Here is a 26965-nt window from a genome sequence, read left to right as displayed (position 1 = left end):
GTTAGGCAGATTCCAGCGATCGGTGTTTGCCTGCGCCTTCAGCGCGCTTCTTGCCGCGCTCGATTTCTTTGAGCAAGTCGCGCACGTAGTGGTCAAAGTCGAGCTGGATCGTGTGCCGCCGCGCGGCGTAATATTGCCCTGTGTGATAGGCTTCGTCCGCTGCGATAATGTCATACATTTCCGCTGAGGAAGGGGGCGCATATTCGCCCGCCAGATAGGCTGCGACCAGCTTTGACTGTTGCTCGGCAAAGTTGACCAATGTCGGAAGTGGCTGAGCGAGACCCATATAAAAAAGGTCTGGCGCATCGGGTTTCATGATCCGCTTGAACAGCGGCGGCGGGCGATTGTCGCTGTCAGCAGTGAATTGGGGATCGTCGAAGAACGGGAATTTGATGTCATAACCCGTCGCCCAGATGATCACATCCACCTGTTCGCGCGAGCCATCAGTGAAAACTACGCTATCGCCGTCCAGCCGCTCGATCCCCGGTTTCATCGCGATGTCACCTGAGCCCGCGCGCAGCAGGAATTCGCCCGATACCGTCGCGTGGCTCTCAAACGGGCCGATTTCGGGGTCTGGCAAGCCATAATCGCTCATCTTGCCTACCAGCTTCTTGATGAACCGCGTGCCGAGCCATTGGCGCAGCGATTTCGGCATCCAGGCAGGCGCCGGATTCTTGTCGAGCGGCTGGCCGTTGTAATATTTGGGCAGCACCCACACACCGCGCCGCGCGGATACAAACAGCCGCTCAGCAATCGGGCGCTGCGACAGCTCGCTAGCGATGTCCATCGCGGAATTGCCCATGCCCACCACCAGCACGCGTTTGCCAACACAATCAGCGGGTTCGAACGGGCTGCGATAGCTGTGTGAATGGAATTGCTCGCCAGTAAACTCGCCCGGATAGTCTGAAATCCGCGCAGCCCAGTGGTGGCCGTTTGCAACCGCCAAGGCGTCATACTGCCGCGTCTCACCGTTCGAGAGCGTGATATCCCAGCCGCCACCCTCGCGCCGCTGCGCCTTCTCGACTCGCGTGTTGAATGCGATGTGTTCGCGCAAGCCAAAATGATCGACGTAGTCGTGAAAGTACTTCAGCAGCTGCGCGTGATGCGGATAGTCCGGCCAATCATCGGGCACAGGAAAATCTTCAAATGCCAGCCGCCATTTCGACGTGTCGATGTGCAAGCTTTTGTAGCAGGCCGACATGCCGTTGGGGTTGTCGTAATACCAGGTTCCGCCGATATCGTCAGAGGCTTCGAATACATCGAAGGGTATGCCGAAATCTTTCAGCCGTTTGGCAGTCGTGAAACCGCTGCAACCCGCACCGATTATGCAGACCTTGGGCGAACCGTTCATTCCAGCGCTCCCGCCAGGTTCTCGTAACCCGCAACGAAATCCTGTTTGAAATCCTGCACAACCTGTCCGGCGGAGGTGACTTCGCGAACCAGCCCCACGCCTTGCCCGACAAAGTAAGAGCACAGCTCTTGCGCCTTCGGATTGCCACTCACCGCGGCCTTGTCGATGGTGCGAAGTGCGGGTTCTGACAGCAACATCATCAACGGCATCGGCAGTGCGGGTAAGCCTGCCTCTTCCCACATGGCGTGCCAGCCGCTGCGCAATTGCCGCGAATATTTGCCGGTGCGATGCTTTGAACGGATCGTGTCGCGACTGGTCGCCTGAACCATCTTCTCGCGGAAGATCTCGTGCGTTTCGGCTTCGGTGGTGGCGAGCCACACACTGCCGCACCATGCACCCGCCGCGCCCATCGCCATCATGCCCGCCATTTGCCGCCCGTTCATGATGCCGCCTGCCGCAAGCACCGGAATATCCGCACCTGCATCCTCGATCGCCTGCAAAACTTCAGGGATCAGCACTATTGTGCTGACTTCGCCGCAATGTCCGCCGCCTTCGCCGCCCTGCGCGACGATGATATCTACGCCCGCGTCGATCTGCTTCATGGCGTGTTCTTTGGCTCCCACCAGCGCTGCGACAGGAATGCCGTGCTTCTTTCCTGCCTCGATCATCTGCGGCGGTGCCGTGCCCAGCGCATTGGCGATAAGCTGCACAGGGTGGTTGAAGCTGACCTCAAGCAGTTCCTGCCCTAGAGAGGTATTCGGCTGTTGCGCGCCGCCTAGCGGCGCTGCGCCGCCCTCATCGAGCCCCGCCTCGCGCAGGATTTGGCGCGTGAAGTCGCGATATTGCTGCGGGATTGCGGCGACAACTTCGTCAGCCGTGACTGAGTGATCGACCGCTTGCACTTCCGGGATCAGCACATCCACGCCGTATGGCATGCCGTCGATATTGTCGTCGATCCACTTAAGCTCTGTCTCCAGCTGTTCGGGTGTGAAGCTGACCGCGCCCAGCACGCCGAAGCCGCCGGCCCGGCTGACCGCTGCGACAACGTCGCGGCAATGCGAGAATGCAAACAGCGGGAATTCACATCCCACCATATCTGACATGCGAAACGGCATTTATCTCTCCCTTGGATCATAGCACTAGCGCGCGAATTCAAGGTTGCCGAGTCGCGCATTTGAGAGGGTTGTGTGCGCGCAAAAAAAAGCGGGCGGACCAGCGTGATCACCCGCCAGTCAGCCCGTCGACACACAGCTGCATCGATTAGTAGTCAACGTCGCCCGGTGACTGAAATTCCCCCGGCCGGGTCGTTTAGCCGGGAGCGATTACCTTGCGCTGCGCAGTATCGATCGGCGGATGCTGCGCGATGAAATTGGGGAAATCGATATCGCCTACACCATCTGCGATCGTGATATTGCCCTTCTGCCAGGATGAAGACCAAGCCTCATGATCCAGTTCGATTTGCTGGATAAGGTCATGCGTGGCGGCAGACCAATAAGCGCCAAAGGGGCTTTCCGGCATGTAGCTGAGCGGCGCGATACGGCGTAGCTCGGCAAAGGGGGCGTGCCAGCGGTTATTAATATAGAGAGCATTCTAGCTTAGATCGATCGGAGCGATTGGGCGGTTATCCGCCTTTGCCGTTGTCGCTATTTTTCAGAGTCTCTCCCAGGCCACGCTTTACTGCGAGCTTGCAGAGGTATAAACTCAATTCATCCCCGGGGAGCCAGCACAAATGGCTGAGAGGTGTGGGTATGCTCCACACGACTCGTTGAACCTGAACCGATTAGCATCGGCGGAGGGAGCGGAGGGCAACCCGCCTGAAGTCCCCACTCCGTCAGTAGGAGAGACTTCGCATGGCCGATATCAACAGTAAGCTGGAAATAGGCGTAACGACAGGGCCAATTCGGGGCAGCCGTAAAATCCACGTGGGCGCGCGCACCGGCTCCGGCATCCGCGTTGCGATGCGCCAGATTGACCTTGAGGGCGGCGAACCTAGCTTGCGGGTGTACGATACCTCCGGCCCATACACAGACCAGGAAGCCAATATTGACATTCAGGCTGGCCTGCCTGGGCTGAGACGTGACTGGATCATGGCACGCGGTGATGTGGAGGAATATGACGGCCGCGAAGTAAGGCCGGAAGATAATGGGCAGCTCGGCCCTGATCGCAGCGGCGGTGTGCCAGCCTTCCCAAATGTGGTTAAGCGCCCGCTGCGCGCTAAGGCCGGTATGAACGTCAGCCAGATGCACTATGCCCGCCGCGGCATTATCACGCCCGAAATGGAATATGTCGCCGAGCGGGAGAGTCTGGGCCGCGAAATGGCCGCAGAGCTGATTGCCGCCAACCGCGCTGGCGCGCAGAGCTGGGGTGCGAGCATTCCGGAACTGATCACGCCGGAATTCGTGCGCGATGAAGTGGCGCGCGGCCGCGCGATCATCCCCAACAACATCAACCACCCCGAAACCGAACCGATGGCGATCGGGCGCAATTTTTTGGTAAAGATCAACGCCAATATCGGCAACTCCGCCGTCGCGTCAGACGTCGCGAACGAAGTCGACAAGATGGTCTGGTCAATCCGTTGGGGCGCGGACACGGTGATGGACCTGTCAACGGGCCGCAACATTCACGACACGCGCGAATGGATCATCCGCAACAGCCCCGTGCCCATCGGCACTGTCCCGATTTATCAGGCGCTGGAGAAAGTCGGCGGCATTGCCGAGGAACTGACCTGGGAAATCTTCCGAGACACGCTGATCGAACAGGCAGAGCAAGGTGTCGACTATTTCACCATCCATGCGGGTGTGCGCCTGCCCTATGTCCCGCTCGCCGCAAACCGCGTGACCGGCATCGTCAGCCGCGGCGGATCAATCATGGCGAAATGGTGCCTTGCGCACCACAAGGAGAGCTTCCTTTACGAGCATTTCGACGAAATCACAGAGATCATGAAGGCCTATGACATCGCCTATTCACTGGGCGACGGCCTGCGCCCCGGCTCCATCGCGGACGCCAATGACGAAGCGCAATTCGCAGAACTCTACACTCTGGGCGAGCTGACCCACCGCGCGTGGAAGGAAGACGTGCAGGTCATGATCGAAGGGCCGGGCCATGTGCCCATGAACAAGATCAAGGAGAATATGGACAAGCAGCTGGAGGTGTGCGGCGAAGCACCCTTCTACACGCTCGGGCCGCTCGTCACCGATATTGCGCCGGGGTATGACCACATCACCAGCGGCATCGGCGCAGCGCAAATCGGCTGGTACGGCACAGCGATGCTTTGCTACGTCACGCCGAAGGAACACCTTGGCCTGCCCGATCGGGACGATGTGAAGGTCGGCGTGATCACTTACAAGCTCGCCGCGCACGCGGCAGATTTGGCGAAGGGGCATCCGGCGGCAAAGGTGCGCGATGATGCATTGAGCAAGGCGCGGTTCGAGTTCCGCTGGCGTGACCAGTTCAACCTGTCGCTCGATCCCGAAACGGCCGAGCAATATCACGATCAGACCCTACCGGCAGAGGGCGCGAAGACCGCCCATTTTTGCTCCATGTGCGGGCCGAAATTCTGCTCGATGAAGATCAGCCAGGAAGTGCGCGAGTTCGCAGGGCGGCAGAATCAGGGCGCGGACAGCTTCCTTGAAAGCGGGCAATCCGGCGCGGAAGCGGCAGAGGCGAGCAAGCAGGCTGCGCTCAAAGGCATGGCGGAGATGAGCGCCAAGTATAAAGACATGGGCCAGAAGCTGTATTTGCCGGAGGGCGAAGCCTGATGCGCAGGCTGGCACTGGCCTTTGGCCATGTCATTTCCAATAAGGGCGGAATGCCCCGCACCCGTCCTACGCCTGTTTTCCAGATAACTCGCATGAATTCGGCAAACTGTTCTGCCTGCGCGCGGAAGATCAGCACGCCGGTTGCTGTGTCAGGCGCACGAGACTCCAGTCATACCCCAATTCCTTGACCCGCGCTTCCAGCAGCGCGCGCAGCTCTGCATCGGGTTGTGGCTCTCGTGTCAGCATCCACAAATACCGCCCGCTAGGCTCGCCCACGATGGACCAGTCATACAGCCCGTCTGCGCCTGGCTCCCCGCGATCCAGCACCCAGTAATCGCCGTAGAATGGGCCGAAGAAGCTCACTTTGAGCTTCGCGCCGTCCGAGCCTTCGACCACCTTGGCCTTGCCGGTCGACTGATCAAACTCGCCATCAAGCGCGCCTTTGCGGCACGAATTGACCACTTTGATCTTCTCATCATCGCGCAGCGAATATTCCGCCGTCACGGCTTCGCAGCCCTCTTGAAACGGTGCTTCATAGCGCCCGTATTCGTACCATTTGCCGAGATATTCGCTCAGGCTGACGGGCTTGGCCGGTTCGGGCACGCTGGCATTGCCAACCGGACCGGGCGAGCCGACGCAGGCTGACAGCAACAAGGATGCAGCGGCGAATGCGCCGCCGAATAGGGCTTGACGTGATGTCCGGTGATCCATGCCTTTATAATCCGTGAGGGCGGCGCTAGTTCCGCGCGAGTTTCACCAGCACATTGTCCAATTCTTGCAGGAAACGGCTGCGGTCTGCCTTGTTGAAGGGTGGCGGGCCGCCTCCGATGCTTCCATCCATTCCGGCCATCCCGGCGCGCAAATCCTCCATGATCGCGCGGGTCGCAATTGCGCTGCCGATGGAGCTGGCGTCAAACCGCTGGCCATTGTGCTTGAGCACGCTCGCGCCTGCCTTCAGGCAGCGCTCGGCCAGCAATATGTCGGCGGTGACAACCACGCTCCGCGCGTTCGCATTTTCCGCAATCCAGTCATCCGCTGCGTCGAAGCCATCGCTCACGACCACCCGCTTCACCCGATCGCTCACCGGCACGCGGAAGGGGGAGTTGCTGACCACGCGCACCTCGGCTTTGAACCGGTCGGCCACGCGGTAAACCTCCTCTTTCACCGGGCAGGCATCGGCATCGACGAGGATGGTGATCGGCCCGGGGATTGGAAGGTTCATGGCGCGCGCTAGCATCAAATCCGGCTTATTCAGCGGCCGGGCTGTCCCGCCAGATCAACAGAAGCAGGGCCATGATGATGAAAATCGCGCAGCCAGACAGCAGCCATGGGTTGATGTACCACTGCTCACCCCAATCGAATTCGCCTGCAGAAATTCGTGCCCAGCCGCGAAAGTGCTGCGTCGATCCCACCACAAGGCCGAACACCGCGAAGATCGCGGCGAGGTAGCGGCTCAGCCAATGGCGATACCATGGCAACAGGATGATTAGCCCTAACAGGCCGATGACGGTGCGCTGCGCGCGGCAAAACGGGCATTCATAGACCAATTCAGTGAGGTCAAGTGCCCATGTGGCAGCGCAAACGATCAAGGCAAGTATACCCAGAACTATGCGGTAACGCAGCAAGGTATCAGGTAAATTGGTGATCACTGTTTAAGCTCCCCTATCAGCTTGCGACCAGCGTTAGCCATTGGCCCGCAATCACGCAATGGAGCGGCGTCTCCGGGGATGCGCCGGCTTTCCTACTCGCGCGAAATTTGCCCATATGCGGGCGTGACTCTTGCTACGTCATTTCTTTGCGAACCGCTTGCAATAGGCTTGCTGTGGCGGACCGTTCCCTCTCGTGCGGGCGGAGAGCTTTCTGCGCTCTGGACAGTGTTCCAAGTGTTCCATGTTGTTGGATTGGGGATTGGGTCCGCGCCGCCGAAATCGCTGGAAACCGGCGCGCTTCATACCCATATCTATAGGATAGGGGCAGTTAGAGAGAGGAACGCAAGATAATGCAATTTTAGTTCAATTCGGACAGTTCCGTAATGGGTACAGACAACGTCGCAGAGCGGATCGAAAATCAGGTACGTGCCAAACTCGCGCGGTTTGAAGAACGGTTAACCCGGGTCGAGGTGCATGTGTCGGATGAAAACGGCCGAAAAGGCGGCGCAGATGACAAGACATGCACGATCAAAGTGCGTCCGCGCGGTGACCGGCCAATTGGTGTCACCGAGCATGCGGCCGATGTGGATACGGCTGCGCGCAAGGCGGCCAATACGATGGCACAGCGGCTGGAACGTGTGCTGGGCCGGGAAGAACGCCACAAGCATGATCAGCGCCCAGACAAGGTGATATAACGATCAGTCGAAGGTAAAACCGGCCTCTTTCGCTTCAGCAATCAGCTCTGGCCCGGTCCTGCGGGTCGTCTCTTGCGCGAAGGAATAATAGTCGGGCTGTTCGTCGACAAAGATCTCTGCACCCAGCGTCATGTCGCCAAGATCGTCAAATAAACCGGCCAGGAAGGAATAGCTGCCCGTTGGGGTAAAGCAGTAGAACAGGTTGCTGCCGCACTTGCTGCAGAAACCGCGCTCTGCCCAGTTTGACGATTTGAAGCGGGTAATATGCTCCTCGCCTGAGAAGCGCGGCGCGGTGTCGCTTTGTACGGCCAGATAGGCGCTGCCGCACCAGCGACGGCACATTTCGCAATGGCATGCCTCCAGATGCGGCTTGGCGGGCGTGGCGGTGACTGTAACTGCGCCGCAAAGACAGTGGCCTGTGATTTGTTCGTGAGTGCCTGACATTGCCTTTGTTCCTTTCTGTTCAACGAAAGGATAGTCCATTGATCAAGCTTCGAAAAGTTCCAATTGCCGCGCAGCCACACCCGCCTCGCGCATCGCTTTGTACATGATCTTCTTCACGCCAAAAAACCCGGCTTTGGCGTGTGGCCAGGTCGCCCGTTCAAGCGCGGAGGTAAGCTGGATGAGACTCCCTTTGTCGGCGAGTGGAGCGAGTTCTGGCCAGAGTGCGTCGCGTGTCCATCCCATCGGGAGATAGGATGTGACGATGTGGTTGAGCTTTGTATCGGCCAGTATGTTTGCGAGTGAATTGCCGGACTGCCAGCCGACATGTGGGCAGCCAAATGTTTCTGCCGCGGCTTCACCACCATGCTGAACGGATTGCATCGCAAAGTCTCGAACCAGCCCGCCGATCTGTCTTGGAGAACGGTCATCAGGCCTAGCCGCGGAGATGACTAGTGCGGGTGGATGCGGAAGATCGAAGGGCACATGGCTAGCGGCTTCATCGTGCAGCAACAGCGCATAGGTTTGCGGAATCGTATTCGCGCCCGGAGGAAGCGCGAGAGGCCTGCGCGCGTGCTTTTCAGGTTCGGTGAGTGGCGGCGCGTCTTGAGCAAGGCCGCGGGCCAATAGCGGCCCGTCGGGATGGCTCTGCGTGTACTGCGCGATATTATCCGGCCTAGCGAGATACGTCTTTCCTTTGGTGTGCAATCCCGCGATCCAGCGCCAGCTCAGCGTATTTGAAGCCGCATCACCATCGATCAAATGGCGCAGGAAGAAGTCCGCACCCAAAGTCCAGTCGAGCTTCAGTGTGAATATCCAGATGCTGGCGAACCACATACGCGCATGGTTATGCAGATACCCTGTCTCGCCGAGCTCGCGTGCCCAATTGTCAAAGGCTTGTATGCCGGTCTGGCCGCTTGTTGCTTGCTCAAACAAACCATGCGTGACCGGATCCGATTCAAAGCAACTGAGGGCCGCATCGCGCTGATCACAAAAGGCGCGCCAAATGCTTGGCCGCTGCTCAAGATATCCTTTGAAATAGATCCGCCAGAACACTTCCGCTATGAACTTCTCAGCGGCCTCTGGGCTATGCTGGCCAAGTGCGGACTGCAGCACCTCAGCTTCGCTCACAACGCCAGCATGCAACCAGGGGGAAAGCCGCGACACATTGCCACCAGCTTTGCCTTCATCATGGTTGCGCCGATTGGCATAGCGCCGCCCCATGTTCGGTGTGAACCTTGCCAATTGCGACAATGCGGCGTCTCTCTGAGGGTTCCATTCCATATCAAAAGCAACGGGCCGGTGCGAGTGTGGTTCCGTTAAGGTGCCCAAGCCATGTGGGAAAGCGAAAGGCAGGCGTGACATGGCTGTTCCCTCTGACTATCATTGCGCGTCGGAAGGGGGAGATAACCGATGATACGCAATGAATTTGGCAAGCGCTTGTTGGTTGCTGTGGTCGGTTCGCTCGGGCTCTATGCATGCTTTGGAGGTTCGGAAGAGGCTCCGGGAGAAGTGCCCACCTTCGATGAAGTTTCGGAAAGTGAAGTTATCACTGCGCTCGGCAATGAGCCATTCTGGAATGCAGAAATCGAAGCGGATACGCTTACCTATTCAACTCCTGAAAACATCGCCGGGCAGGTGATTGCAGTGACCCGATTTGCAGGAAACGGAGGGTTGGGTTTCTCGGGAGAGCTGAACGGTGAGCCGTTCAACCTGGCGGTCACTCCAGGCGAATGCTTGGACACGATGAGTGATCGCAGCTATCCCTTTACCGCCACATTGACCATTGGCGACGAGCTGCGCAATGGCTGTGCCTATACCGATATCCAGATGTTCACTGGCGAAGGAGCGAATTGAATATGTCGAACGAAACGGGCGCTAGACGGGGTTGGACGTGGTTCTTCTGGATCGCAGCAATCTTCAACTTTCTCGTCGGCATTGCTGTGATTCTCGGGCCATCCGCGCCGATTGATACGCGCCTGGTTGGCATATTGGTTTTCGCATTCGGGCTTGTATATGCCGTCGTCGCTCGGGACCCTGATCGCTACGCTGATGTGATTTGGGCCGGTGTGTTCGGCAAAGTCGCCGTTGTTGCCTTGTTGGTTACAGCAGAAATGAACCAATCGGGTGGCGACGCTCCTACCGCAGTCTTGGCGATCGACGTGCTGTTTGCCACAGGGTTCCTAATCTTCCTTCTGACAAGGGGTGAAACGAGCGTCAGCTACGGTAAAAGTGGCGGTACAGATTAGGAGAAGACGATGGGACTGACCGGCGGATGCCTGTGCGGTAAAGTGCGCTATGAATTGACGACCGATCCGCTGATGTGCGTGACCTGTCATTGCAAGAACTGCCAACGTCAGGCGGGCAGCGCGCTTTCGATCATCGTTGGCGTGCCGGAAGGGTCGGTAAACGTCGTCGGCGAAGTCAAAACCTACAATGACAAGGGTGACAGCGGCGCAACTGTGCGGCGACAGTTTTGCGGCGATTGCGGTTCGCCTGTCTTCACGCTGGTCGAACACCCGCCAGGCGTGATGTTCATTAAAGCGGGAACGCTGGATGATACCAGCGGTCTGAAGCCAGCTTTCCATTGCTACACGAAAAGCGCGCAAGACTGGGTCGAGCTCGGTGATATCCAAGGGTTTGAGACAGTTCCAGACGCGCTTTAATCTGCGACGCCCGCACGCTCCAGCTCTGCCTTGAGGCCGCCGCTCAGCCACAGCCACCACATGCGGAAGTCGGCGAAAAGAGACCAAAGCGGATAGGTGAAGGTTGCGGGTCTATTCTTCTCGATTGTGAAATGCGCCAGCCAAGCGAAGAAGTAACCCGCCAACGGCAGCGCGATTAGCCACAGCCACTCACCCATCAACAGCGCATAGCCAGCCAAAGCGACGACCAGCGACGTGCCGACATAGTGCAAGGCTCGTGTAGCTGGTTTGCTGTGCTCACGCAGATAGAACGGCCAGAATTCAGCGAAAGTAGTATAGGTTTTGGTCATTTTCTAAAACAATCCAGGGATTTGATACTGAGCTGCATTTGGCCGCACAGGTTGCAACAGTTCGCGCCCACCAGTGCTTTGCGCTGAACGAAGGTCACCACCCGAAATCGCGGTGCAGCTGCCCCCAGCCAGAAAATCAAGCGCAGTCGCGATTGATGCCTCTGCCGGATCACCCAGCTGCCTGAATATGTCGTCATTCGCCTGGCAGGTGTTGGGCACGACGCCGGCAAGACCGCTGAAGTATTCACCTTCATCATTAGCGTTGGTGGTCTTGAAGGCGACAGCTCGCAAGCGATCGTCACACTCAGTGCGGTCGAAGCCGAACTGGCCAACCGGTTTGCCAAATGTATTGGTCCCGATCAGTGCGACATTGTTGCCCAGATAGGGGAGCATGGAATTGATCACGAGCTCGCTGGCAGATGCTGTTCCGCCGCGGCCGATAAAGGCAACCTTGGTTGGTGCAATCGCTTGCGAAGCGGTTCGGATGTTGGTTGTAGAGTTCTCGCTCGATTTGGAGTCGCGCAGCACGGTTTTTGACCAGACTTGGCCGACATTGCCCGCTCCCATCAGGTCCCCCATTAAATCAGCAATGCGGATAAGACCGCCGCCGTTGTAGCGGAAATCGATGATCAGCTCTGTCACGCCTTGATCTTTGAACGTCTGGAATGCGTCACGCAGATCTGCATCCGCGCTGCCAACAATGAAAGTTCGCAAGTTGAGATAGCCGACCTTTTTACCGAGATCATCTATGATACGAACACCATAGCGGTCAGAGACGGGATCTAGCGCATAGTCAGCCTTTACGATGTTTTCAGCGCCGCTCGCGCCGGTCGCAGTGCGATAACCAATATAGCGAGTGACGCCGGGATCCGACGGGCCAAGCGCATCAATAACAGCGCCGGGGCCGCCAGATGCCATCAATGAAGACACGCTTTGTGTATTTGTGCTGCTGGTGCCGATTTCTAGCAACTCGGTCCCGCGATCGAGCCCTGCGGCCAGGCCCGGTGCTCCCTCGAAGGCTTCGATCACAAACACGCGGTTGTTGACTGTGTCATAGCCCAAGCGGATGCCGAAACCCGCGCTGGAACCGGAATTGATCAGTGCATTTTCTTCTTCAATCGAAGTAATGTACGTGAAACTCCGGTCCTTGTCCTCGGCACGAGCAGGGGCCACTAGTGCATCGAGATAGTCCTGAACGGTGGCGAAGCTGCCTGGCCTGACTGACGTGTCGATCAGGTCGGGGAAAAGGTACCATTCATTGAGTACGGCAAGCGACCAATCCTGCCGATCGCGAACAGAACATTGTGTCGGGGTCGGGGATACGCCGCCGCCGGCGATTGGTCCGGTCCCAGATTGGCTATCGCCGCCGCCGCATGCAGCCAATGCCAGAGCCAATGTTGATGCCAGGGCTACGCGGCCAAGTCCCATGTTCATTCCTTTTGAATTCTCGTTTTGCAAACAGCGAAGCTATATGAAACCAACTCTGTGTAGGAGGTGAACAAACAGAATGACGCCCTTGTTCACCACGGGCAAACTCTAAGTTTGGCAAAGTTTAACGCAATGAAATTCTCTTCAAGAGACGCAAAATCCTTTGTCAAACACGAATTACCCACAGATTACGGGGCAAAATGGGCTTATTTTCGTGCCTGCCGCCTCGTCATGCCCTCGGGAAAGCCCTAGTTTTGTGCCTGGCAAATGAGAGAGGGGTCCCGAGTTCGTGTCTGAAGTTCCTGCCTGGTTAAACACCGTTTTGCCTCCCGCAGCCCGTCATGCGGGACTGGCGATTGCGAAGCATGGCAGTGAGCGCAATTTCGGGCGTGGCGGATTCAAGCTGATTAGCCCGGCGTTTCAATCGGGCGGTGAACTGGACCCATGCTTTACAGCCGACGAGGAAGACGCAGTCGCCCCGCCGCTCGAATGGACAGCACCCCCGCCGGGTGCGATGGAAATGGTCGTCATCGTAGAAGATGCGAACGACGCTAGCGCTGCGCCTCGCTGCCACTGGCTGATATGGGGCATCCCGGGCCAAAAAGGCATGATCCTTGAGGGCGAAGTTCCGCCGCGTACCGGCAAGAATTCGCTTGGCAACTCAGAATGGCTTTTGCCTGACCTTCCGGTTGGTGAAACCCATCATTTCGTATTCCAGTTGTTTGCGCTCGAACTACCGCTGACCCTGATGCCAGGGGCTACGCGGGAGGACCTGCTCGCTGCAATGGATGGGCAAGTCGTCGCCAGCACTGCGCTGGTTGCCCAATATACCCGGTCGCAGGAGGACGAGGAGGACTGGGGCGATGACGAAATTGATTTGTAACGGCCACCCATTGGAAAGGAATTAATTATGGCTGGAAACGCGCTTCAAAAACCCGTCACACTTTCGGGCGATCTTGAGAATGTTATCGGCAAAGGTCCGATGTCCCGTGCTCAAGTGACATCGAAGGTTTGGGAATACATCAAGGCAAACGGTCTGCAGGACAGCAAAGACAAGCGCCAGATCAATCCAGACGCCAAGCTTGGTGCTGTGATCGGCAATGCGCAGATCTCTATGTTCAAAATGACTGCTGCTGTGTCCAAGCACCTCAGCTAAATTATTGAAAACGGATCAGGCGGCGTGGCCCGGATTTGGGCTGCGTCGCCTTTTTTGTGCCTAGCTGACATCTGGAACATAATTGCTAGTCATCATGGGCATCTCTGTCTTAAGACTGCGAGCAGATAATCCAGCCAATACCGGAGATAATTCGATGAGATCTGTATGCATGATCGCTGCTGTGACTTTGTTGAGCCTGCCGGGCGTAGCAATGGCGCAATCAGCTGAAGAGATTGCGGCGGCGGCGCTCGAAGCTGCACCGGTCATGGATGGCCACAATGATGTGCCGATCCAGCTGCGCTCGCGTTTCGGCAATCAAATCAACGATTTCGACTTTTCGGATACGACCGGCACCGCGCAGGAACAGCCGGCCCGCAACGCCATGCACACTGATATCGTGCGACTTCGGCAGGGCAAGGTCGGCACACAATACTGGTCAGTCTATGTTCCAGCATCGCTCGATGAGCCTGAAGCGGTGCAAATGACGATTGAACAGATTGATGTGACCAAACGCTTGATCGCCGCCAATCCGGACGATCTGCAGCTAGCCCTGACCGCAGACGAAATCGAGGCTGCACTGGCAGATGGCAAGATCGCTTCTCTTATGGGGATGGAGGGTGGCCACTCGATCGGTTCGAGCCTGGCTGTCCTGCGCCAGATGTACGATCTTGGCGCCCGCTACATGACGCTTACACACTCGCGCAATGTGCCATGGGCGGATAGCGCGACTGATACACCAGAGCACGATGGTCTGACCGATTTCGGCCGCGACGTGATCCGCGAAATGAACCGGATCGGCATGCAGGTTGATCTGAGCCACGTCAGCGAGAAAGTGATGCACAACGTGCTGGATATCGCGCAAGCCCCGGTGATTTTCAGCCATTCCAGCGCGCGCTCGATGAATGGTCATGCGCGAAATGTGCCGGACAGTGTGCTGCAGCGCCTCCCGGCTAATGGAGGCGTAGTGATGATCACTTTCGTACCCGGTTTTCTCAGCGAGCCTGCGCGTCAATGGAACGCCAATCGCGAAGCCGAAGAGGCCCGGCTGAAAGCGTTATGGCAAGGCCAACCTGAAAAGGTCACGCAGGCATTGCGGTTGTGGGATGATACAAATCCCCTGCCTCAATCCTCGATCCGCGAAGTGGCGGACCACATCGATCACGTCCGTGCTGTATCTGGCATCGATTCGATCGGAATTGGCGGCGACTATGATGGCATCCCGTTTGCGCCACCGGGACTGGAAGATGTGACGGGCTATCCCGCGCTGTTCACAGAACTCGCGAAGCGCGGATACAGTCAGGAAGATCTTGAAAAGATCTCTATGCGCAACGCCATGCGGGCGCTGCGAGCTGCCGAGGCGTTTGCGGTCAGCCAGGTGGGCGAACCGCCGATCGAAACGCTGATCGAGCGTGCCGAGTAGCGCTTAGGGAGTCAGCGCCGGGACAATCCAGACGAGGCTCATCACCACAATCGCAAGCAGCAATCCGGTGGCCAGAACCCATCGCATCGCGCCGGTCCTTACGGCTCCTGTCGCATCATCGTCCTCGATGTGAATGGCTTGGTCGTTTTGATCTTCCATGTGCTTGCCTTTCCGCACTGATGCCATACATATCATCAATCGATGAGGCGTCGCATTGCTCCTGAGTGCGCGGCTCGGCTGGGAAGATCAATCGCGCAAAAGATCATTGATGCCCGTCTTGGAGCGGGTTTTCGCATCGACTGTCTTAACGATCACCGCGCAATAGAGCGAAGGCCCCGGGCTCCCATCGGGTAGCGGCTTGCCGGGCATCGAACCCGGCACAACAACGGCATATGGCGGAACTTCGCCCATGTGAATTTCGCCGGTGGCGCGGTCAACAATCTTGGTCGATGCACCGAGATAGACGCCCATCGACAAGACAGCGCCTTCGCCGACGCGAACGCCCTCTGCCACTTCGGCCCTTGCGCCGATGAATGCCCCGTCACCGATGATGACCGGCTCTGCCTGCAAAGGCTCAAGCACGCCGCCAATTCCGGCTCCGCCAGAAATATGCACGTTCTTGCCTATTTGTGCGCATGAGCCGACGGTGGCCCATGTATCGATCATTGCACCTTCATCCACGAAAGCGCCGATATTCACGAAGCTGGGCATCAGAACCACGCCCTTGCCGATGTGGCTGCCGCGGCGGACAATTGCGCCCGGCACAACGCGAAAGCCGGCTTCGCTGAAGCGGTTGTCACCCCAGCCGGCAAATTTGCTGGGCACCTTGTCATACGCTGAGGCACCGGCTGAACCATGCTCGATAACGCTGTTGTTGTGCACGCGAAATGACAGCAACACCGCCTTCTTCAGCCATTGATTGACGGTCCATTTGCCGGCCCCATCTGGCTCTGCCACGCGCGCTTCGCCGCTATCGAGCAACGAGATCGCTTGGTCGACGATCCCGCGTACATCCTGATCGGCGGGCGTTATGTCGCTGCGCCGTTCCCAAGCATCTTCGATTGCGGTAGAAAGTTCATGGCTCATAAAGAGGCTCCAGTGAATAGTCCTGCAGCGCTGCTAGCCGCGCCGTCTTGTTGCTGCAAGGGGGGGATTGCGGACCGAACTAGCAGGCCGGATAATACAAAGTTTCTTAGTTTGGGCTTAGTGGGACGCAGATTAAGTAGGGAAAGTAATGGCAAGAGCTTCCATCAATCCATCTGCTCGCTGTCGGATAGGTGTTGCAGCCTCGTTGCTGGCTTTATTGACAGCCTGTGGTGGCGGAAATGGAGCAAGCCCGGTTAGCACACCACGCCCGACACCCACTCCAACACCCACGCCCACCCCGCCGCCAACCAATTTCGATACTGAAGAGTTTCGTTTTTCGACTGGGCCGGAACAACACGGTGCAATTGCCGCATGGGAGGACGGTTTCACAGGCGATGATTCGATCATCGCGATTGTCGACACAGGCATCGACAGTGACAGCCCTGAATTTGCCGGGCGAATTCATCCAGATTCTGCCGATGTTGCGGGCAATCGCGGGATTGATGGAGAGGATGATCACGGCACCAATGTGGCAATGGTCGCGGCTGCAGCCCGTGATGACACTGGCGTGTTGGGGATTGCCTTTGATGCCCAAGTGCTAGCTATTCGCGCCGATGAACCTGGTTCTTGCGGCACTGACACCCCGCAAGATGCATCGCTCAGTTGCTTGTTTGCAGACACAGCAATTGCAGCAGGCGTTGATCTGGCGGTCAATTCAGGTGCCGAGGTTGTCAATCTAAGCCTTGGTGGAGGCGGTGCATCGCAAGTGCTGCTGGATGCAGTTGCGCGGGCATCAGCAGCTGGAGTAGTTGTCGTGGTAGCCGCGGGCAACTCGGGCGACGGAAGCGATCCTAATATCCCGGCCGATCAACCTGATCCGTTCGCCATCAGCATCAGGCAGGCAGGCGGAGACAATGTGATCATTGTCGGATCTGTCGATGCAGATGGCAATTTCTCTGGGTTCAGCAATCAGGCAGGCAATGAAAGCCAGTTCTACCTGACCGCAAGGGGAGAGCAGGTCTGCTGCGTCTATGATGAGGGTGAACTGTTCGTCGAGACGATCAACGGGCAGGAATTCGTCACGGTCTTTTCCGGCACCAGCTTCTCGGCCCCTCAGGTGGCCGGCGCTGTCGCGCTGTTGGCCCAAGCTTTTCCCAATCTGACTGGGCAAGAGATTGTCGAAATCTTGCTCGAGAGCGCCGCAGATGCAGGCGCCACCGGGACTGACTTAATCTTTGGACGCGGCATCCTTGATATTGCAGCCGCATTTGAGCCGGCGGGTACGACGACTCTGGCGGGAGATACAGCTCGACTGCCGCTGTCGGACCGGATTGCAGTGACGTCACCTGCGATGGGTGACGCCTTGGGATCACAAGGCCTGCAAACAATTGTCACGGACAAATACAACAGAGCTTATAGATACGAGCTCAGCTCTGGCTTTGACGGGTCAAGTGTGATGCCGCGTTTGCGCGGTGCGGTTGAGCAGAACGGGCGGCAACTCTCCCTCAGCCTGACCAACGCAAGTCTGGCATTCCATGTCAGCGACGGCGCGCGTGCAGGAAGTCTTGGCTGGAGCGGCTCGCTGCGATTGAGCTCGGATGATGCCGAACGCGCGCGCGTTCTGGCTGCGCGCGTCGCGACAAGGATTTCGCCCGACCTGCAACTGGGCCTCGCTTTTGCACAGAACGCTGAGGGTTTGGTTGCACAACTGCAGGGGCATTCGAAGCCAGCGTTTCGGATTGCGCCGGGCACGAGCGGCGACTCCGGATTTTTTGCTGTTGTCGGTGGCTCGCTTGCATTGCGCCAGGATCTGGGCAGCTGGGGCGTGACATTCCATGCCGAAGAGAGCGATGCACGGCTTAGCTATACACAACGCTTCGATGAGCTTTTTTATGGCGATAAGGACCGTTTTCGGGTGCGGACGTTGGGCATCTCTGCAGATCGCCGCTTCGGCGCTCTTGCCGGCACACTCGGGATGAGCTGGATGCATGAGGAGCACAGTATTCTTGGCGCGCAGCTCCACCCTGCGATTGGCCGCAATGGAGCGGATACGTTGTTTGCCGATGGCAGTTTGCGGTGGGACCTTGGTAGCGGTTGGGAAATTGGTGGTGAAGCCCGTGTCGGTGTGACTCGTGCTGCACGCGGCGATGTGATTACGGATGGATCACAGTTTATCAGCAATGCCTGGGCTCTGGATGTGTCGCTTGCGTCGGCTCTGATGCATGGCGATTCTTTGGGGCTGCGCATCAGCCAGCCATTGCGTGTGGAAGTTGGCGGATTACGGCTAAATCTGCCATCAAGTTTTAACTATTCGACCGAGACGGCAGGATATTCGATCCAGCCTTTGTCGCTGGCTCCCAATGGGCGCGAACTAGTTGGCGAGATGTCCTGGCAATTGCCCCTGCTGTTGGGCGTGGGCGGAGCCAGCGTTTTCTATCGCCACGAGCCGGGTCACTATGCCAACAGCCAAAGCGATATTGGCGCGATGATCAGCTTCTCTGCCGACTTCTAAGCCGCCCTATTCAGGCATTCCGGCGGCGCGCGCGAAGTCATACGCACGCTCGATCAGCGGAGCAACCCGTTCGCTCATGGACTTGGCATGAGCTGACGAGGCCGTCCCATCGATCACGCGCTTCTTGATGCCCTGCATGATGCCGGCAAGGCGAAACAGATTGTATCCGAAATACCAGTCCATCGGCGGTACCGGATAGCCGGTGCGTTCGACATAGCGGTCAACCGCTTCCTGTACCGAAGGTATGCCAAGCTCTTCCAGATCGAGCCCTTCCAGCCCGGCACGGCCATCAGCCGGATTGTACCAGTTGAGCATCAGATAGCTGAAATCCGCGATTGGATCGCCCAGCGTCGACAGCTCCCAATCCAGAACCGCGATGATGCGGTTCTCGGTCTTGTGGAAAATCACATTGTCGAGCCGGTAGTCGCCATGAACCACGCTGGAATTGTGCTGCGGCGGGATGGTTTCAGGCAGCCATTCGATCAGCCGCTCCATCTTGGGCTGATGCTCGGTTTCGGACAGCTTGTACTGCTTGGTCCAACGGCTGATCTGGCGTGCGCAATAGTCGGTCGGCTTGCCATAGTCACCCAGGCCGATTTCGTCCGGAACCTTGGTGTGCAAATCCGCCATCGTATCGATCAGTGAGTGATAGATTTCGCGGCGATCATCTTTCGAACAGCCGGGTAGGGCACCATTCCACAGCGAACGCCCATCCGCCATGCTCATGACGAAGAATTTGGAGCCGATAACGTCTGTGTCTTCGCACAAGCCGTAAGTGCGCGGCACAGGAAATCCTGTTGGATAAAGCCCTGTCATCGCCTTGTATTCGCGGTCAACCGCATGCGCGCTGGGAAGTAGCTTTCCGAAGGGTTGGCGACGCAGCACATAGGACGCACCCGGCGTATCGATCCGATAAGTCGGGTTCGACTGCCCGCCTTTGAACTTGGTGTAGCTGATCGGGCCGGCATAGCCTTCCACATTGGCTTCGAACCATTGAGTCAGTTTCTCAAGATCAAGCTGATCAGCTTCGGGCACTTCAATCGTGCCGACCATTTCCTTGTCGAAATCTATATCCGGCATTCCGCCCTTATTGTCAGCCATCAGTCAAACACCACCACGCTGCGTGCTGAATGCCCCTCGCGCATCTTGTCGAAGCCCTTGTTGATATCCTCCAGCGGAATGCGTTCGGCAATGATGGTGTCGAGATCGAGCAGCCCGCGCATGTAGAAATCCACCAGACGCGGCAGGTCCACGGGGAAGTGGTTTTCGCCCATGATCGCGCCTTGCAGCTTCTTGCCGCTGAGCAAATCCATCGCGCCCAAACCGACTTTGCAGTCCAACGGCATCATGCCGAGGATGATCGCTGTGCCGCCGCGCCGCAGCGAAGCGACCGCCAGATCAGCTGAAGCCTGCCGCCCGACGGCTTCGATACCGTAGTGCACGCCGCCACCAGAGATATCCATGATCTGCTTCACAACATCGTCAGCCAATGCGTCGACCGTGTGTGTTGCGCCCAGCACCTTCGCCAGCTCCCGCTTTTTGGGCAAAGGATCAGCCGCGATCACTTTACCTGCGCCAGCTATCTTGGCGGCGTTGATGGCGGCAAGGCCAACCCCGCCGCAACCGACCACCAGCACAGTCTCGCCCGGGGTCACATTGGCCGCGTTGAAGATTGTGCCTGCGCCGGTCGTGACAGCGCAACCGATCACAGCGGCACGATCCAGCGGCATATCCTTGTCGATGGAAACACAGGCATTTTCATGGATCAGCATTTGCTCGCTGAACGCAGAGAGATTGAGCATCTGGTTCACGGGTGAACCGTCTGCCCGGCTAATACGCGGCGCGCTATCAGGCCCGCGTCGGGTATTGGCACCAAGGCACAACGCCATGCGTCCGGTCACACAGAACTCGCATTGGCCGCAAAACGCGCTGAGACATGAGACCACATGATCGCCCGGCTTCACGCTGCGTACTTCGCTGCCCACAGCGCGAACAACACCGGCCGCCTCATGGCCGGGAATGGCAGGCAGCGGGTGCGGATATGCCCCGTCGATGAAGTGCAGATCCGAATGACAAAGCCCGCAGGCTTTGGTGTCGATCAGCACTTCGTGTGGCGCAGGATCGGCGAGCTTGATGCCCCCGATCACGAGGCCTTGACCGGGCGTTTCCAGTATTGCTGCCTTAGCCATGTTTCTCTCCTATGCCCCCGTTTAGCGCGCCACGCCCATATCACCAGAGCTGAAGCTGTCATCGCCCATCGTCGGCGCATTGCCATCGCGCAGCGCGTTTGCGGTTGGGCCAGCCTGCGGCATATGCTTGGCGAATTCCATGCGAGCGATCGAACGCGCATGGACTTCATCCGGCCCATCGGCCAGTCGCAGCGTGCGTTGATGCGCATAGGCATTGGCCAAGCCATAGTCATCTGACACGCCGCCGCCGCCATGCGCCTGGATTGCATCGTCAATGATCCGCAGCGCCATATTCGGTGCCTGTACCTTGATCATCGCGATCTCCTGTTTCGCCGTCTTGTTGCCGACCTTGTCCATCATGTCAGCAGCCTTGAGGCAAAGCAGACGGGTCATGTCGATATCGATCCGGGCACGTGCCACGCGCTCCTCCCAAACCGAATGCTTGTAGATCGGTTTGCCGAAAGCTTCGCGTTCCTGCAGACGCTTGCACATCTTGTGCAGCGCTTCCTCGGCAACACCGATGGTGCGCATGCAGTGGTGGATGCGGCCCGGGCCCAAGCGACCTTGCGCAATCTCGAAACCGCGTCCTTCACCCAGAAGAACATTCTCGACTGGTACGCGCACGTCCGTCAGTTCGACTTCCATATGGCCATGCGGTGCATCGTCATAGCCGAACACCGGCAAATGGCGCAGGATGTTAACGCCCGGCGTATCCATCGGGACAATAACCTGCGATTGCTGCGCGTGACGCTTGGCCTCGAAATTGGTCTTGCCCATCACGATCGCGACTTTACAGCGCGGATCACCCAGCCCGGATGACCACCATTTGCGGCCATTGATGACATATTCATCGCCATCACGCTCGATCCGGGTTTCGATATTGGTCGCGTCAGAGCTGGCTGTGTAAGGCTCCGTCATCAAAAAGGCAGAACGGATCTCGCCATTCATCAGCGGGGTCAGCCAGCGATCCTTTTGCTCGCGCGTGCCATAGCGGAAAAAGACTTCCATATTGCCGGTATCCGGCGCGGAGCAGTTGAAAACTTCCGAAGCGAAACCGATGCGGCCCATCTCTTCCGCGCATAGCGCGTACTCAAGGTTGGTCAGGCCGGGACCTTCAAATTCGAAGGTCTCGTCAACATGGTGGTGGCTGTCATTGCGCGGCGGCATGAACAGGTTCCAGATGCCTTCGCCCTTGGCCTTGGCCTTTAGATCTTCAACCACCTGGATCACTTTCCAGCGGTCACCTTCGGCGTCTTGCGCCTTATAAGTCGCTACAGCCGGGCGTACATTGGCTTCGATGAAGTCGCGCACGCGGCCGACCCAGTATTGCTGGCGTTCTGTCGGTTCGAAATCCATGGGGTTCTCCTGTCAATTTTGTCCGTCGATTTGGCGCGACCGTGGCAGAGCCGATGGTATGCGCCAAGCATTGATTTGATAGTTTAACTCGCAGCGCCTCCGCCACGATGTGCTTCACGAACCGCGTGTTCATTCTCGCCCAGCGGGAACAAGGTGTAAGCCCATGCCCCGATCAGGCTGATTACGGTGGCAATCGCCAGATACGAAAGCGCGAGATTGTCTACTATCGCGCCATCCACCGTCCCTGCACCCGCTCCGGACGGCAATCCCACCAGAGCGATTATGAGGCCAGACAGCAGGATGCCGATCCCATTCACGATCTTTTGCATGAAGAACATGCCAGACGAAAACAGCCCTTCGGTCTTCTTGCCGGTTTCGAACTCATAGTGATCGGACACGTCGGCAATCATCGACAGTGTCAGTATCATCGCGGAAATTCCCGCGGCGGTTGAGGCGACAAGGAATGTCAGCAAGACCGGGAACATGATCGGAGTACCTGCAACGGGGAACAGGTCGGCAAACCGTAGCCAATAAGGCAGCGTGCCCAGAGTAAGCGAGATGACCGTCAACAGCGCGGCCGCTCTCGCTTTGCCAAGCCTTATTGAGACCGGCGTCACCGCGACAAAGGCCACAAATGCGGCAATGAAAAGCATCGCCGAATAGACTGTGAACTGGCCTTGTGTGAATTCCCACACATGCGTGAAGAGATAGATCGAAAGCGCGAAGATCAGCCATTGGTTGGTGAAGGCAAACACGCCCGCAAACATCAACAGCAGGAATGGTTTGTATCGGAATGCGCCAAGAAACTCGGACATTCCATGCGCAGTATCGGCCAATTTGGTGTTGCCTTGATACTGCTTCACGATCTGCTTTTGGGTTGCGATTGCGGCGGTCAGTGCTGCAATGACCATCACGCAAGCGCCCAGGATCGCATATTGCGAATAGCCCGCCGGATTGAGCTGGCCGTTGGCAAATTCCTCCGTCGGTGCCAGGAATACGGCGTAGGCCAGGAACATGATGGCGAGGCCGCCGCCCCATCCGAACAGGAATCGGTAACGCATGATGGCGGTGCGATCGTGGTAGTCCCGGCTTAGCTCCGGCAGCAGTGCCAGCGAGGGCACTTCGTAAGCGGAGAACGCGATTCGCACGAACATGGCTGTCAGGAAGAGATATCCGAAGGTCTCCCATTCGCTCATCGCGGGCGGATGCCACAATAGGATCCAAGTGATCGCGATCGGGATAACCGATGCATAGAGCCAGGGGTGACGGCGGCCGATCCTCGTGCGTGTCTTGTCGCTCCAATGGCCGACCATGGGGTCAATGAAAGCGTCAGCAATCAGCGCCAGAGCAATAGCGAGGCTGACAAGATCGGCCCGCATGCCAACGACCTGATTGTAATAGAACAGCAGGAATGTGGCGAAGCCATTGTCCTTGATGCCGTAGGCAACAGATCCGAAACCGTAGGTCAGCTTGGTTCGAAGCGGCAGGCGCTGAACAATATCCGTCATGCGCGCACCCGTTTGATGCGGCGAATCAGCGCGAATCTGGACATGCAGCTCTCCCCATGCATTGCCGTTAGCGTAAGCGAACCTCCGCTTACGTCAACGCAATCTGTCCTGACGCTACGGCATACGGGCCTGTCACGACTGTGCTTGCGGGAAGGGTGCAAATCACCCTAACGTAAGCGTCAAGTGAGAGACCAATAGAGGAGAGTCGGACATGTCCGATCTGGAGAGCTTCCGCGAAGAAACCCGCGCTTGGCTTCAATCAAATTGCCCCCCCGAAATGCGCCAGCCAGTGCGCGATGAAGACGATGTCTATTGGGGTGGCCGCAGCGCTACTTTCAAGAATGACGCGCAGAAGGCCTGGTTTGAGGCTTGTGTGGCCAAGGGCTATACCGTGCCTGCATGGCCCAAGGAATATGGCGGGGCTGGCCTGAGCCCGGCAGAAGCCAAAGTGTTGCGTCAGGAAATGGCGGCCATCGGCGCGCGCTCGCCGCTTAGCTCGTTCGGCATCTGGATGCTTGGCCCGGCATTGCTGCACTTTGGTACCGAAGGTCAGAAGCAGCGGTTCCTCAATGAAATCGCCCGCGGTGAAATCCGTTGGTGTCAGGGATATTCAGAGCCGGGCAGCGGCTCTGACCTCGTCTCGATGCAAACCTTTGGCGAAGACAAAGGTGACCATTGGGTGGTCAATGGCCAGAAGATCTGGACCTCATACGCAGATCACGCCGACTGGATTTTCTGCCTTGTCCGAACCGACAAGGAAAACAAATATCAGGGCATCACCTTCATGCTGTTCGACATGGCGGGCGAAGGCGTGTCCACCAAGCCGATCAAGCTGATCAGCGGCAGCAGCCCGTTCTGCGAAACCTTCTTTGACGATGTCAAAGTGCCCAAGAGCTATGGCGAGGACTGCCCGGGCTATGTGGGTGAGATCAATCGCGGCTGGGATGTGGCGAAATATCTGCTCGGCCATGAGCGCGAGATGATCTCTGGCGCGGACGGCGGCAATACAGGCACTCTTGGTGCTGCGATGTCACGCCATGCCAACAAGGATGGCGGTGAGCTTGATCCGATACTGCGTGCAGACCTTGCTGACTTTGACGTCGATGCGCTCGCCTATGGCTGCATGGGTGAGAAGTTCCTCGACGAGATCAAGGTGGGCAAAGCGCATCCGGCGCAGCCCAATATGATGAAATATGCCGGCACCGAACTGAACAAGCGCCGCCATGAGCTGATGATGAGCGCGGGCGGATCGCGCAGCCTGGAATGGGACAGCGAAGAGACAGGCGGCGGCAAGCCATCGCGTAACTGGCTGCGCACCAAGGCGAACTCGATCGAAGGCGGCACATCCGAAGTGATGCTGAACGTCATTTCCAAACGTATTCTTGATCTGCCGGGAGCTTGATCGATGCCCCTTTATCATAATGAAGATCAGGCCATGCTCGCGGAAACCGCGAGCCAGTTTATGGCCGAAGAAGGTGCCATTGCGAAACAGCTGCGCCATTGGCGCGACCGCAATTGCAAGGACGGATTCGGCCACGCGCTGTGGAAGGAAATGGCAGAGTTGGGCTTTACCGGCATCCTCGTTTCCGAAGAAGACGGCGGGCTTGGCATGGGCCATGTCGAAGCGGGCATCGTGCTGGAAGAGATTGGCCGCAACTTGACGCCGTCACCTTTCCTGACCAGCTCTGTGCTGGCAGTAACCGCGCTCGGCGAAGCCAGCGAAGAGCTGCGCGGCCGCTATCTGCCAGGCTTGGTTGCAGGCGACAGCGTATTCGCGGTTGCGATCGACGAAGGCGCGAAGCACCGGCCAGAACGGATTGCTTGCAAGGCGGAAAAGTCAGGCAATGGCTTCAAGCTCTCGGGCAAGAAGGACTTTGTTGTTCAGGGCGCAAGCTCTGACATGATCATTGTCGCTGCGCGCACGTCAGGCAGCGATGCCGATGAAGATGGCATCACGCTGTTTGCTGTGCCCAAGGATGCGGCTGGCATGAGCCACGACGCGGTTCGCCTGGTCGACAGCTCGATGGCGACGCACACCACATTCGACAATGTCGAACTGGATGGCGGCGCGGTGATCGGTGAAGTTGATGGCGGGCGCGAGGTGCTAAACAAGATCCTGAATGCGGGCCGCGTTGGCTCTGCGGCTGAAGGTGTCGGTGTTGCACGCGGAGCGATGGATATGACCGTCGATTACCTCAAGCAGCGCAAACAGTTCGGCAAGCTGATCGGCGAATTCCAGGCGCTGCAGCACCGAGCTGCGCATCTTTACTCCGAAGTCGAGATTGCACGAGCGGCGGTTATCAAGGCGCAGCAGCTGCTGGACGGCGGCAGCGAAAAGGCGGACCTGATGGTGTCGGTCGCAAAGGCCAAGGTCGCAAAGACTGCCGGCCTTGCTGTGCGCGAAGGCGTGCAGATGCATGGCGGTATCGGCATGACCGACGAATATGACATCGGGCTCTATATGAAGCGTGATCGCGCTCTGCAGGAATTCCTGGGTGACGCCTATTACCATACCAATCGTGTGGCCGAGCTGAGCGGATATTAAGGGGACCAGTTCATGGATATTCAATCACTTTTCGGCCTTGACGGACGTGTTGCGCTGGTAACAGGCGGATCACGCGGGATCGGCAAGATGTTCGTTGAAGGTCTGCTCGCCGCGGGCTGCGCACGGGTGTATATCTCAGCGCGCAAGATCGAGCAGATGCAGGAAGCCGTCGAGGAATTCGGCGCTGACAAGGTCATTCCCGTGCAAGCCGATCTGTCGCAAATGGATGGTATGCAGCAATTGGCCGATGCGATTGCTGCCAAGGAAGACAAGCTTGATATCCTGATCAACAACGCCGGTGCGGCATGGGGACAGGATTATCTCGAATTCAGCGAAGCGGGCTGGCATCGCACCATGGATCTGAACGTCAAGACGCCGTTCTTCCTGACGCAAAAGCTGCATAACCTGCTGGTAGCTGCTGCAAGTGAAGGCCGCCCTGCCAAGGTGATCAACGTCTCATCGATTGACGGTTTCCGCATTAACCCGTGGGAAACCTATGCCTACCAAGCATCGAAAGCAGGCGTGGTTCAGCTGACCCGCCGAGTGGCGGCGCGCCTGATCAAGGACAACATCGTGGTCAGCTCCATCGCGCCGGGTGCATTCCCTAGCGAGATGAACAAAGCGGCCAAGAACGCGCCCGATGCATCGGCTGCAGGCATTCCGGCCAGGCGGATCGGCACGGCTGAAGATATGGCCGCCGCTGCGATTTACCTGTGCAGCCGTGCGGGCGACTATGTCGTCGGCGAAACCGTGATCGTAGACGGCGGCGTCGTGAATGCTTGGTTGCCCAGCACCTTCAACGATCCAGCGGGCTGAAGCATCTTAAGTGAGAGATTCTTTTGGGGCCGGAGGAGCGATCTTCCGGCCTTTTTCCTT

Annotated in this window: 28 protein-coding genes and 1 riboswitch; of the genes, 12 read left to right on the top strand and 16 right to left on the bottom strand. The window is 57.9% G+C overall.

The window, feature by feature from the left end; genetic code table 11:
- Position 1 precedes the first annotated feature (1 nt).
- The 3 genes from QZ487_RS00815 to QZ487_RS00805 all read right to left on the bottom strand — a co-directional run bounded on the left by QZ487_RS00815 (position 2) and on the right by QZ487_RS00805 (position 2869).
- Complete coding sequence (locus tag QZ487_RS00815; protein ID WP_296022915.1) at positions 2-1351, bottom strand: NAD(P)-binding domain-containing protein; 1350 nt, start codon at positions 1349-1351, stop codon at positions 2-4.
- Entirely contained in the window at positions 1348-2466 is a 1119-nt protein-coding gene (locus QZ487_RS00810) for a nitronate monooxygenase (protein WP_285975910.1), read from the bottom strand. Before QZ487_RS00810 ends, QZ487_RS00815 begins: the two co-directional genes overlap by 4 nt.
- Positions 2467-2659: 193 nt before the next feature.
- Complete coding sequence (locus QZ487_RS00805; protein ID WP_296022913.1) at positions 2660-2869, bottom strand: hypothetical protein; 210 nt, start codon at positions 2867-2869, stop codon at positions 2660-2662.
- Positions 2870-3054: 185 nt separating this feature from the next.
- A riboswitch (TPP riboswitch) is annotated at positions 3055-3167 on the top strand.
- Between the two features lie 34 nt (positions 3168-3201).
- Here QZ487_RS00805 and thiC point away from each other — a divergent pair.
- Positions 3202-5109, top strand: a complete 1908-nt coding sequence (gene thiC / locus QZ487_RS00800) for a phosphomethylpyrimidine synthase ThiC (protein ID WP_296022912.1) — start codon at positions 3202-3204, stop codon at positions 5107-5109.
- Between the two features lie 129 nt (positions 5110-5238).
- Here thiC and QZ487_RS00795 read toward each other — a convergent pair whose 3' ends face one another.
- Genes QZ487_RS00795 through QZ487_RS00785 form a run of 3 tightly spaced genes read right to left on the bottom strand, consistent with a single transcriptional unit; the run spans position 5239 to position 6758 of the window.
- Positions 5239-5820 (bottom strand): lipocalin family protein, encoded by a 582-nt coding sequence (locus tag QZ487_RS00795; RefSeq protein WP_296022911.1) that lies wholly within the window; start codon positions 5818-5820, stop codon positions 5239-5241.
- 25 nt (positions 5821-5845) lie between these two features.
- A complete protein-coding gene (locus QZ487_RS00790) occupies positions 5846-6331 on the bottom strand; it encodes a YaiI/YqxD family protein (RefSeq protein ID WP_296022909.1) in 486 nt (161 codons plus the stop codon).
- A gap of 25 nt (positions 6332-6356) precedes the next feature.
- Entirely contained in the window at positions 6357-6758 is a 402-nt protein-coding gene (locus QZ487_RS00785; protein ID WP_296022908.1) for a hypothetical protein, read from the bottom strand.
- Positions 6759-7141: 383 nt separating this feature from the next.
- Between QZ487_RS00785 and QZ487_RS00780 the strand changes: the two genes are divergently transcribed.
- Positions 7142-7453 (top strand): HPF/RaiA family ribosome-associated protein, encoded by a 312-nt coding sequence (locus QZ487_RS00780; RefSeq protein ID WP_296022907.1) that lies wholly within the window; start codon positions 7142-7144, stop codon positions 7451-7453.
- Positions 7454-7456: 3 nt separating this feature from the next.
- Here the strand turns inward: QZ487_RS00780 and QZ487_RS00775 are convergent, their stop codons facing one another.
- Together QZ487_RS00775 and QZ487_RS00770 are read right to left on the bottom strand one after the other, a co-directional pair.
- Complete coding sequence (locus tag QZ487_RS00775) at positions 7457-7897, bottom strand: GFA family protein (RefSeq protein WP_285975903.1); 441 nt, start codon at positions 7895-7897, stop codon at positions 7457-7459.
- A 42-nt stretch (positions 7898-7939) separates the two neighbouring features.
- Positions 7940-9148 (bottom strand): FAD-binding domain-containing protein, encoded by a 1209-nt coding sequence (locus QZ487_RS00770; protein WP_285975902.1) that lies wholly within the window; start codon positions 9146-9148, stop codon positions 7940-7942.
- A 159-nt stretch (positions 9149-9307) separates the two neighbouring features.
- Between QZ487_RS00770 and QZ487_RS00765 the strand changes: the two genes are divergently transcribed.
- The 3 genes from QZ487_RS00765 to QZ487_RS00755 are packed head-to-tail and all read left to right on the top strand — an operon-like array spanning position 9308 to position 10560.
- A complete protein-coding gene (locus tag QZ487_RS00765) occupies positions 9308-9751 on the top strand; it encodes a hypothetical protein (RefSeq protein ID WP_296022905.1) in 444 nt (147 codons plus the stop codon).
- A 2-nt stretch (positions 9752-9753) separates the two neighbouring features.
- Positions 9754-10143, top strand: a complete 390-nt coding sequence (locus QZ487_RS00760) for a hypothetical protein (protein ID WP_296022904.1) — start codon at positions 9754-9756, stop codon at positions 10141-10143.
- A 9-nt stretch (positions 10144-10152) separates the two neighbouring features.
- Positions 10153-10560, top strand: coding sequence for a GFA family protein (locus QZ487_RS00755; protein WP_285975899.1), 408 nt, complete (start codon positions 10153-10155; stop codon positions 10558-10560).
- On the opposite strand, the gene QZ487_RS00750 is transcribed toward QZ487_RS00755, so the two are convergent.
- Positions 10557-10889 carry a DUF962 domain-containing protein gene (locus tag QZ487_RS00750; protein ID WP_285975898.1) on the bottom strand — a complete coding sequence of 111 codons (333 nt, stop codon included), beginning with the start codon at positions 10887-10889 and terminating at the stop codon, positions 10557-10559. The genes QZ487_RS00755 and QZ487_RS00750 overlap by 4 nt on opposite strands.
- 3 nt (positions 10890-10892) lie before the next feature.
- Positions 10893-12323: a S41 family peptidase gene (locus QZ487_RS00745; RefSeq protein WP_367114425.1), complete on the bottom strand. Its 1431-nt coding sequence runs from the start codon at positions 12321-12323 to the stop codon at positions 10893-10895.
- A gap of 283 nt (positions 12324-12606) precedes the next feature.
- Between QZ487_RS00745 and QZ487_RS00740 the strand changes: the two genes are divergently transcribed.
- The 3 genes from QZ487_RS00740 to QZ487_RS00730 all read left to right on the top strand — a co-directional run bounded on the left by QZ487_RS00740 (position 12607) and on the right by QZ487_RS00730 (position 14893).
- Positions 12607-13200 (top strand): YbhB/YbcL family Raf kinase inhibitor-like protein, encoded by a 594-nt coding sequence (locus QZ487_RS00740; RefSeq protein WP_296022903.1) that lies wholly within the window; start codon positions 12607-12609, stop codon positions 13198-13200.
- A gap of 27 nt (positions 13201-13227) precedes the next feature.
- Complete coding sequence (locus tag QZ487_RS00735; RefSeq protein ID WP_296022902.1) at positions 13228-13473, top strand: SWIB/MDM2 domain-containing protein; 246 nt, start codon at positions 13228-13230, stop codon at positions 13471-13473.
- Between the two features lie 154 nt (positions 13474-13627).
- Positions 13628-14893: a dipeptidase gene (locus tag QZ487_RS00730; RefSeq protein WP_296022900.1), complete on the top strand. Its 1266-nt coding sequence runs from the start codon at positions 13628-13630 to the stop codon at positions 14891-14893.
- 3 nt (positions 14894-14896) lie between these two features.
- Here the strand turns inward: QZ487_RS00730 and QZ487_RS00725 are convergent, their stop codons facing one another.
- Together QZ487_RS00725 and dapD are read right to left on the bottom strand one after the other, a co-directional pair.
- A complete protein-coding gene (locus tag QZ487_RS00725; RefSeq protein WP_296022899.1) occupies positions 14897-15052 on the bottom strand; it encodes a hypothetical protein in 156 nt (51 codons plus the stop codon).
- 87 nt (positions 15053-15139) lie between these two features.
- Positions 15140-15979: a 2,3,4,5-tetrahydropyridine-2,6-dicarboxylate N-succinyltransferase gene (gene dapD / locus QZ487_RS00720; RefSeq protein WP_296022898.1), complete on the bottom strand. Its 840-nt coding sequence runs from the start codon at positions 15977-15979 to the stop codon at positions 15140-15142.
- Between the two features lie 148 nt (positions 15980-16127).
- Here dapD and QZ487_RS00715 point away from each other — a divergent pair, with 148 nt between their 5' ends.
- Positions 16128-18491 (top strand): S8 family peptidase, encoded by a 2364-nt coding sequence (locus tag QZ487_RS00715; RefSeq protein ID WP_296022897.1) that lies wholly within the window; start codon positions 16128-16130, stop codon positions 18489-18491.
- 6 nt (positions 18492-18497) lie between these two features.
- On the opposite strand, the gene QZ487_RS00710 is transcribed toward QZ487_RS00715, so the two are convergent.
- From QZ487_RS00710 to QZ487_RS00695, 4 genes are all read right to left on the bottom strand, one after another.
- Complete coding sequence (locus QZ487_RS00710; protein WP_296022896.1) at positions 18498-19592, bottom strand: phosphotransferase family protein; 1095 nt, start codon at positions 19590-19592, stop codon at positions 18498-18500.
- Positions 19592-20680 carry a Zn-dependent alcohol dehydrogenase gene (locus QZ487_RS00705; protein ID WP_285975890.1) on the bottom strand — a complete coding sequence of 363 codons (1089 nt, stop codon included), beginning with the start codon at positions 20678-20680 and terminating at the stop codon, positions 19592-19594. The genes QZ487_RS00710 and QZ487_RS00705 overlap by 1 nt, the downstream gene beginning before the upstream one ends.
- 21 nt (positions 20681-20701) lie before the next feature.
- Positions 20702-22036, bottom strand: a complete 1335-nt coding sequence (locus QZ487_RS00700) for an acyl-CoA dehydrogenase family protein (protein ID WP_285975889.1) — start codon at positions 22034-22036, stop codon at positions 20702-20704.
- 83 nt (positions 22037-22119) lie between these two features.
- Positions 22120-23544 carry an MFS transporter gene (locus QZ487_RS00695; protein ID WP_296022894.1) on the bottom strand — a complete coding sequence of 475 codons (1425 nt, stop codon included), beginning with the start codon at positions 23542-23544 and terminating at the stop codon, positions 22120-22122.
- A 211-nt stretch (positions 23545-23755) separates the two neighbouring features.
- On the opposite strand from QZ487_RS00695, the gene QZ487_RS00690 reads away from it, so the two are divergent.
- From QZ487_RS00690 to QZ487_RS00680, 3 genes are read left to right on the top strand one after another with little or no spacing between them, the layout of a single operon-like run.
- Positions 23756-24946 carry an acyl-CoA dehydrogenase family protein gene (locus QZ487_RS00690; protein ID WP_296022893.1) on the top strand — a complete coding sequence of 397 codons (1191 nt, stop codon included), beginning with the start codon at positions 23756-23758 and terminating at the stop codon, positions 24944-24946.
- 3 nt (positions 24947-24949) lie between these two features.
- Positions 24950-26089 carry an acyl-CoA dehydrogenase family protein gene (locus QZ487_RS00685; protein WP_285975886.1) on the top strand — a complete coding sequence of 380 codons (1140 nt, stop codon included), beginning with the start codon at positions 24950-24952 and terminating at the stop codon, positions 26087-26089.
- Between the two features lie 12 nt (positions 26090-26101).
- On the top strand, positions 26102-26905 hold the full coding sequence (locus QZ487_RS00680; RefSeq protein ID WP_296022892.1) for an SDR family oxidoreductase: 804 nt from the start codon (positions 26102-26104) through the stop codon (positions 26903-26905).
- The last annotated feature ends 60 nt before the right edge of the window (positions 26906-26965 follow it).

The organism is uncultured Altererythrobacter sp. (assembly GCF_913057185.1).
In the GTDB taxonomy this organism is placed as follows: domain Bacteria; phylum Pseudomonadota; class Alphaproteobacteria; order Sphingomonadales; family Sphingomonadaceae; genus Erythrobacter; species Erythrobacter rubellus.
Note: the sequence above shows the minus strand (reverse complement) of the source record. Positions and strands in the feature narration are given on the sequence as shown.

Coding starts and splice junctions, on each gene's coding strand:
- QZ487_RS00795 (WP_296022911.1), bottom strand. CDS start 5,820: ATGGATCACCGGACATCACGTCAAGCCCTATTCGGCGGCGCATTCGCC.
- QZ487_RS00690 (WP_296022893.1), top strand. CDS start 23,756: ATGTCCGATCTGGAGAGCTTCCGCGAAGAAACCCGCGCTTGGCTTCAA.
- QZ487_RS00745 (WP_367114425.1), bottom strand. CDS start 12,323: ATGAACATGGGACTTGGCCGCGTAGCCCTGGCATCAACATTGGCTCTG.
- QZ487_RS00810 (WP_285975910.1), bottom strand. CDS start 2,466: ATGCCGTTTCGCATGTCAGATATGGTGGGATGTGAATTCCCGCTGTTT.
- QZ487_RS00790 (WP_296022909.1), bottom strand. CDS start 6,331: ATGAACCTTCCAATCCCCGGGCCGATCACCATCCTCGTCGATGCCGAT.
- QZ487_RS00815 (WP_296022915.1), bottom strand. CDS start 1,351: ATGAACGGTTCGCCCAAGGTCTGCATAATCGGTGCGGGTTGCAGCGGT.
- QZ487_RS00725 (WP_296022899.1), bottom strand. CDS start 15,052: ATGGAAGATCAAAACGACCAAGCCATTCACATCGAGGACGATGATGCG.
- QZ487_RS00680 (WP_296022892.1), top strand. CDS start 26,102: ATGGATATTCAATCACTTTTCGGCCTTGACGGACGTGTTGCGCTGGTA.
- QZ487_RS00685 (WP_285975886.1), top strand. CDS start 24,950: ATGCCCCTTTATCATAATGAAGATCAGGCCATGCTCGCGGAAACCGCG.
- QZ487_RS00780 (WP_296022907.1), top strand. CDS start 7,142: ATGGGTACAGACAACGTCGCAGAGCGGATCGAAAATCAGGTACGTGCC.
- QZ487_RS00760 (WP_296022904.1), top strand. CDS start 9,754: ATGTCGAACGAAACGGGCGCTAGACGGGGTTGGACGTGGTTCTTCTGG.
- QZ487_RS00750 (WP_285975898.1), bottom strand. CDS start 10,889: ATGACCAAAACCTATACTACTTTCGCTGAATTCTGGCCGTTCTATCTG.
- QZ487_RS00710 (WP_296022896.1), bottom strand. CDS start 19,592: ATGGCTGACAATAAGGGCGGAATGCCGGATATAGATTTCGACAAGGAA.
- QZ487_RS00755 (WP_285975899.1), top strand. CDS start 10,153: ATGGGACTGACCGGCGGATGCCTGTGCGGTAAAGTGCGCTATGAATTG.
- QZ487_RS00705 (WP_285975890.1), bottom strand. CDS start 20,680: ATGGCTAAGGCAGCAATACTGGAAACGCCCGGTCAAGGCCTCGTGATC.
- thiC (WP_296022912.1), top strand. CDS start 3,202: ATGGCCGATATCAACAGTAAGCTGGAAATAGGCGTAACGACAGGGCCA.
- QZ487_RS00805 (WP_296022913.1), bottom strand. CDS start 2,869: ATGCCGGAAAGCCCCTTTGGCGCTTATTGGTCTGCCGCCACGCATGAC.
- QZ487_RS00765 (WP_296022905.1), top strand. CDS start 9,308: ATGATACGCAATGAATTTGGCAAGCGCTTGTTGGTTGCTGTGGTCGGT.
- QZ487_RS00695 (WP_296022894.1), bottom strand. CDS start 23,544: ATGACGGATATTGTTCAGCGCCTGCCGCTTCGAACCAAGCTGACCTAC.
- QZ487_RS00735 (WP_296022902.1), top strand. CDS start 13,228: ATGGCTGGAAACGCGCTTCAAAAACCCGTCACACTTTCGGGCGATCTT.
- QZ487_RS00775 (WP_285975903.1), bottom strand. CDS start 7,897: ATGTCAGGCACTCACGAACAAATCACAGGCCACTGTCTTTGCGGCGCA.
- QZ487_RS00700 (WP_285975889.1), bottom strand. CDS start 22,036: ATGGATTTCGAACCGACAGAACGCCAGCAATACTGGGTCGGCCGCGTG.
- dapD (WP_296022898.1), bottom strand. CDS start 15,979: ATGAGCCATGAACTTTCTACCGCAATCGAAGATGCTTGGGAACGGCGC.
- QZ487_RS00715 (WP_296022897.1), top strand. CDS start 16,128: ATGGCAAGAGCTTCCATCAATCCATCTGCTCGCTGTCGGATAGGTGTT.
- QZ487_RS00730 (WP_296022900.1), top strand. CDS start 13,628: ATGAGATCTGTATGCATGATCGCTGCTGTGACTTTGTTGAGCCTGCCG.